General features: G+C 62.1%; 4 protein-coding genes. All 4 read right to left on the bottom strand.

The annotated features are described in order from the left end of the window. Positions 1–87 precede the first annotated feature (87 nt). Positions 88–453, bottom strand: a complete 366-nt coding sequence (locus ACIQ17_RS32425) for a Zn-ribbon domain-containing OB-fold protein (protein ID WP_398473664.1) — start codon at positions 451–453, stop codon at positions 88–90. After that, entirely contained in the window at positions 453–1,586 is a 1,134-nt protein-coding gene (locus tag ACIQ17_RS32420; RefSeq protein WP_398473662.1) for a thiolase family protein, read from the bottom strand. Before ACIQ17_RS32420 ends, ACIQ17_RS32425 begins: the two co-directional genes overlap by 1 nt. A 148-nt stretch (positions 1,587–1,734) precedes the next feature. Continuing rightward, complete coding sequence (locus tag ACIQ17_RS32415) at positions 1,735–2,901, bottom strand: acyl-CoA dehydrogenase family protein (RefSeq protein ID WP_398473661.1); 1,167 nt, start codon at positions 2,899–2,901, stop codon at positions 1,735–1,737. Positions 2,902–2,918: 17 nt separating this feature from the next. After that, a partial coding sequence (locus tag ACIQ17_RS32410; RefSeq protein WP_398473660.1) for a CoA transferase occupies positions 2,919–3,288 on the bottom strand: 370 nt, incomplete at its 5' end.

Genomic DNA, 3,288 nt, shown 5'->3' with positions numbered 1-3,288 from the left:
TTGAGCGCAGCGATACCCATCACCACAGGCGCGAGAGGTGATGGGTATCGCTGCGCTCAACCCATCCTACGACACCGCGCTTCTGGCTCACGCTGACTTTTCAAAAAACGGCACAAGCCGGCCGGTGAACTGTGCGTAACGCGCCTTCACCCTGTCACCGATCACGAGATCATTGGCGCCATGGGCCATCATGCGAAAGCCTTCGGCCGTGTCGATCAGCACGATATTGTAGGGCACATGCTCGCGCGCTTCCGGCGTACCCGCGCGAAGTACGAGCGAGGTCGCATAGACCGTGCCCTCGCCTGATGACACCTTGTCGTCGAGATCCGTCGAGCCGCAGGCGGCACAGAAGCTGCGACGGAAATACTGGATGGACTGGCAGGCACGGCAGCACTGGAAGCTGATGGCTTCCTTGCCGGTGGTCCAGTCGGCAGCAGGTTTGAGCTGGCTCATCACACGCGCTCCAGGAACATCGAGACATGGGAGGACAACACGCCGCCATCGCCATGCAGCAACGCGACGGACGCATCCTTGACCTGACGGTTTTCGGCCCTGCCCGTCATCTGCAGATGCGCCTCGACCAGATGCGCCATGGCACCGCCGACGCCGCAATGGCCGTAAGACAAGAGACCACCATGGGTGTTCAGCGGCATCGCGCCATGCTGGCCGAAATGACCGGCGCGCACCCTTGCCGCTGCCTCGCCGCGACCGGCAAGGCCGAGGTCTTCGAGCAGCATCGCCAGCGTGATGGTGAAGCTGTCATAGATCGCGGCGTAGCGGACATCGGAGATCGCGATGCCGGTCGCCTTCCTTGCGCGCGCGATGGAAATCTCGGCGCCGAGGCCGGACAGCGGAGGCGCGGCGGTGATGTGCTGATGCGTATGCGCCTGCGCAGCCCCACGCACCTTGATCTTGACCTCGCTGGTCGGCTCATAGCTGACGACGAACGCCGCGCCGCCATCCGAGACCGGGCAGCAATCGAGCAGTTTTAGCGGCGTTGCGATGGTCTTGGACGCCATGACATCAGCGACCGTGATCGGATCATGAAACTGCGCGCCGGGATGAGTGAGCGCATGCTGACGCATCAGCACCGCGAATTCGGCGAGGTCTTCCTGCGTCACGCCGTATTCGTGCATATAGCGGTTGGCGACCAGACCGTAATAGGCCGGGATGGTCGGGCCGAGCGGTACTTCGTAAGTGGGATGGCCGACCTGCGCCAGCGCCTGGATCGAGGCGTCGCGGCTCTGGCCGGTGAGCCGGTTCTCGCCGCCGACCACCAGGACGTTTTTGGCGACACCGCCTTCGACCAGCTGATGCGCCAGCATCGCCATCGCCATGCCGGTGGCGCCGCCGACCTGGATGGCATGGGCATAGGACGGCGTGATGCCGAAGTGTTCGGCAAAGACGGTGGCGAGCATGATATGCGGCATCGTCGTCGAATAGCCGCAGAGGAAGCCGTCGATATCCGCCCGCTTGAGGCCGGCATCCTTGAGCGCGAGCTCCGCGGCGCGGCTCATCAGATCGATGGTCGATGAGCCCTCGTGCTTGCCATAAGGAAGAAGGCCGACGCCTGTGATGTAGCTCATGTCTCTCCCCTGTCATCCCGGCGAATGCCGGGATCCATAAACACCGAGTTTGCGACGGTGCTGCATTGCCAATCCCGAGTCCCGACCTCTTCTTCGGAGGTTATGGATCCCGGCGTTCGCCGGGATGACAGGAGAGTTAGACCATCCATCAATACGACTTCGGCAGCCCCAGCGCCTTCTCGGCGATGAAGCTCAAAATCAATTCCCGGCTCACCGGCGCAATGCGCGGGATCAGTGACTCCCGCAGATAACGCTCGACGTGATACTCCTTGGCATAACCAAACCCGCCATGCGTCATCACGGCCTGCTCGCAGGCATGATAGCCCGCCTCGCCCGCGAGATACTTTGCGGAGTTCGCCGCCGGGCCACACGGCATGTTGTTGTCGTATTGCCAGCCGGCCGACAGCACCATCAGCCAGGCGGCTTCCAGCTCCATCCAGTTCTTCGCCAGCGGATGCTGGATCGCCTGGTTCTGGCCGATCGGGCGATTGAAGACATTGCGCTCCTTGGCATAGCTCGCCGCCCGCTTCAGCGCGACCTTGCCGAGGCCCACCGCTTCCGCCGCGATCAAGATCCGCTCCGGGTTCATGCCGTGCAGAATATATTCGAAGCCGCGGCCTTCCTCACCGATGCGGTCCTCCACCGGAATTTCGAAATCCGCGAAGAACAGCTCGTTGGAATCAACGCATTTCCGCCCGAGCTTCTCGATCTCATGCACGGTGATCTTCGCGCGATCGAAGTCCGTATAGAACAGGCTGAGCCCATGGGTCGGGCTTTTCACCTCGTCCAGCGGCGTGGTGCGCGCCAGCAGCAGGATCTTTTCGGCGACCTGCGCGGTGGAGATCCATACCTTCTGGCCGTTGACGATGTAGCGATCGCCCTTGCGCACGGCGCGGGTCTTCAACTGCGTCGTATTGAGCCCCGTATTCGGCTCGGTCACCGCAAAGCAGGACTTTTCCGTGCCGGCGACGATCGGCGGCAGCATGCGCTGGCACTGTTCCGGCGTGCCGAACACGACCACCGGATTGAGGCCGAACACATTCATATGTACGGCTGACGCGCCCGACATGCCGGCGCCGGATTCCGAAATCGCCCGCATCATGATCGCAGCATCGGTGATGCCCAGACCCGAGCCGCCATATTCCTCCGGAATGCAGATGCCGAGATAGCCGGCATCCGCGATCGCCTTGTGGAATTCGATCGGGAAACCGCCCTCCTTGTCCTTCTTCAGCCAATAGGCATCGTCGAAGCGCGAACAGATCTTCTCGATCGTGTCGCGGATGGACTCCTGGTTCTCATTAAGGGCGAAATCCATATCTTAAAATCCTTGGCTCAGAGCTCCGACGTATCGGGAATGGCGGCCTGTTTCAGCACGCCGTCCTTGTGCAATTTTGCGATCTGCTCGGCCGTGTAGCCGACCTCGGCCAGCACTTCGGCATTCTGCTCGCCGAGATGCGAGGCGAGCCGGGTCGGATTGGCGGGGGTCTTCGACCACGTCGCCGACACCTTCATGCTGCGGATCGCGCCTTCGGTGGGATGCTCGACCTGCTGGAAGAAATCGGTCGCCACCAGATGCGGATCGTCCATCATGCTGTCGAGCGTATGCATCGGCGCCGACGGCACGTCGGCTTCATCGAGCAGCTTCGCCCATTCCGCCGTCGTCTTCGTGGTGAAGATGCGCGACAATTCGGCATTCACCGTG

The sequence above is a fragment of the Tardiphaga sp. genome (assembly GCF_044340795.1).
Classification (GTDB): domain Bacteria; phylum Pseudomonadota; class Alphaproteobacteria; order Rhizobiales; family Xanthobacteraceae; genus Tardiphaga.
The sequence above is the reverse complement of the archived record's forward strand: the minus strand, read 5'-3'. Positions and strand labels throughout refer to the sequence as shown.

Excerpts from the sequence above, each read along its gene's own strand:
- ACIQ17_RS32425 (WP_398473664.1), bottom strand. The coding sequence starts at position 453 with ATGAGCCAGCTCAAACCTGCTGCCGACTGGACCACCGGCAAGGAAGCC.
- ACIQ17_RS32420 (WP_398473662.1), bottom strand. The coding sequence starts at position 1,586 with ATGAGCTACATCACAGGCGTCGGCCTTCTTCCTTATGGCAAGCACGAG.
- ACIQ17_RS32415 (WP_398473661.1), bottom strand. The coding sequence starts at position 2,901 with ATGGATTTCGCCCTTAATGAGAACCAGGAGTCCATCCGCGACACGATC.